A 2495-nucleotide genomic window follows, 5' to 3' on the forward strand; every position below is an offset into this window, starting at 1 on the left:
CCGGCGCCGGCGCCGGGGCACCGGCCAGCAGGATCGCGTCGAACTCGACGGAGCGGGCGGTGGCGAACGTGCGCTGCACCGGCAGCCCGCCGACCGTGCCGCCGTGCGCGGCGATCAGCAACGGCACCATGCCGGCGGCGAACACCGCCCGCTGGACCTCCCCGACGTCGTCCAGGTCGCCGTCGGCGTCGACCACGATGCCGACCATCCGGCCGTCGGCCGGCCACTCGCGACCGACCTGGGACAGCGCCGGGCTGGGCTGCACCTCGGCCAGCGGCACCGTGGGCTGCGGCGCGGGCAGGCCCAGACCGGTGGCGACCTGCTCGCACAGCACCGGGTCGACGTTGGCCAGGCACTGGAGCTGCCGTTCCTTGATCGCCTGGTGATAGCACTTGCCCAGCTCGAACGTGTACGCCCGGACGATGTGCTCCTTCTCCACCGGCGACATGCTCGCCCAGAAGAGCCGGACCTGGCTGTAGTGGTCGTCGAAGCTGGCCGGCGCGGCCCGCACCTTCGGCGCCTCGGCCACCGTCACCGGCACGTCGACGAACGCGTGCTCCCGGTCGCCGGCCGGGAACGGGTTGCCGCCGTCGAGCGAGTTCGGCCGGTACGGCGCCACTCCGGCGTGCACCGCCTGCTGGTGGAAGCCGTCGCGGAGCATGTCGTTGACGTCGGCGTGCGGCCGGTTGATCGGGATCTGGGGGAAGTTCGGCCCGCCCAGCCGGGTCAGCTGCGTGTCCAGGTAGGAGAAGAGCCGGCCCTGCAGCAGCGGGTCGTTGGTGACGTCGATGCCGGGTGGCAGGTGCCCGAGGTGGAACGCCACCTGCTCGGTCTCGGCGAAGAAGTTGCGCGGCGTCCGGTTGAGCGTGAGCGTGCCGATCGGCTGCACCGGCGCCAGCTCCTCCGGCACGATCTTCGTCGGGTCGAGCAGGTCGATCCCGGCGAACGTCTCCTCCGGCGTGTCCGGGAAGACCTGGATGCCCAGCTCCCACTCCGGGTACGCGCCGGCCTCGATGGCGTCGTAGAGGTCGCGGCGGTGGAAGTCCGGGTCGATCCCGTTGATCAGCTGCGCCTCCTCCCACTCCAGCGAGTGCACCCCGAGCTTCGGCTTCCAGTGGAACTTGACGAGCACCGTCGCGCCGGCGTCGTCGACCAGGCGGAAGGTGTGCACGCCGAAGCCCTCCATGGTCCGGTAGGACCGCGGGATGCCCCGGTCGGACATGTTCCAGATGGTGTGGTGCTGCGCCTCGGTGTGCAGCGAGACGAAGTCCCAGAACGTGTCGTGCGCGCTCTGCGCCTGCGGGATCTCCCGGTCCGGGTGCGGCTTGCCGGCGTGGATGATGTCCGGAAACTTGATCGCGTCCTGGATGAAGAAGACGGGCATGTTGTTGCCGACCAGGTCGAACGTGCCCTCGTCGGTGTAGAACTTGGTGGCGAAGCCCCGGGTGTCACGGACCGTGTCGGCCGATCCGCGCGAGCCCAGCACGGTGGAGAAGCGGACGAAGACCGGCGTCTCGCGGCCCTTCTTCAGGAACCCGGCCCGGGTGACCTTCTCGGCGGCGCCGTTCGCGACGAAGACGCCGTGCGCGCCGGCGCCGCGGGCGTGCACCACCCGCTCCGGGATCCGCTCGTGGTCGAAGTGCATGATCTTCTCGCGCAGGTGGTGGTCCTGCAGCAGCACCGGGCCGCGTGGCCCGGCCTTCAGCGAGTGGTCGGTGTCGCGCAGTCGCGCGCCGTTGGCGGTGGTGAGGTAGGCCCCCTGCTGTCCCTTGGCGATCTTCGGGACGCCGGTCTCGGCGCCGGTCGGGGTGCGTGTGTCCGGTGCGCCCTGCTCGTCCTTGGGCGGCAGCGGGCCGTGCGGCGCGGTGGGCTCGTCGAGCGACGGCGGCGCGCTGCCCGGCGCGCCCGGCACGTCCGGGGTCAGCACGTCGCCGACCTTCTCGACGGCGGCTTCGACGACACCCTTGACGACCTGGGCGGGCTTGCTGGAATCCATCGGGACCTGTCCTCCCTGCGGCGAAATGACCAGGTCCTCAGGCCCCTACCCTGGGTCGGGCCGGGCAAACAAGGACGAACCGGCGGGTACCGCGACGGCGGTCACCACCAACCCGCGCGCGACCAGCCAGCGTCCGTCGAGCGCGCGCAGGGGCGGGCCGCCGTCGGTGCGGGCCCCGTCGATCCGGATCCGCGCGGTGAAGCGCCCGCCCGGATCGATGGTCAGCGCCGCGTCCTCGAACCCCAGCCAGCGCCCGGTCAGCGGGTACCACGCCTTGTAGACCGACTCCTTCGCGCTGAACAGCAGCCGGTCCCAGTGCACCGTCGGGTGGGCGACCCGCAGTCCGCCGAGGTGCTCCGGCTCGCCGGCGGAGGTGACCGCGTCGGCCACCCCGTCGGGCAGCGGCTCGTGCGGTTCGGCGTCGATGCCCAGCCCGGCCAGCGCGACACCCGGGGCCACGGCCGCGGCCCGGTAGCCGGCGCAGTGGGTGATGCTGCCC

2 protein-coding genes are annotated in these 2495 nt (G+C 72.3%); both read right to left on the minus strand.

All coding sequences use genetic code 11. The features are described from left to right. On the minus strand, nt 1-1996 hold a 1996-nt coding region (locus tag HUW36_RS30685; protein ID WP_174531280.1), incomplete at its 3' end, for a catalase. A gap of 45 nt (nt 1997-2041) precedes the next feature. After that, nucleotides 2042-2495, minus strand: a 454-nt coding sequence (locus HUW36_RS30690) for a 4'-phosphopantetheinyl transferase family protein (protein WP_174531281.1), incomplete at its 5' end; no start/stop codon positions are given.

The sequence above is a fragment of the Micromonospora maritima genome (genome assembly GCF_902825405.1).
In the GTDB taxonomy this organism is placed as follows: Bacteria; Actinomycetota; Actinomycetes; order Mycobacteriales; family Micromonosporaceae; genus Micromonospora; species Micromonospora maritima.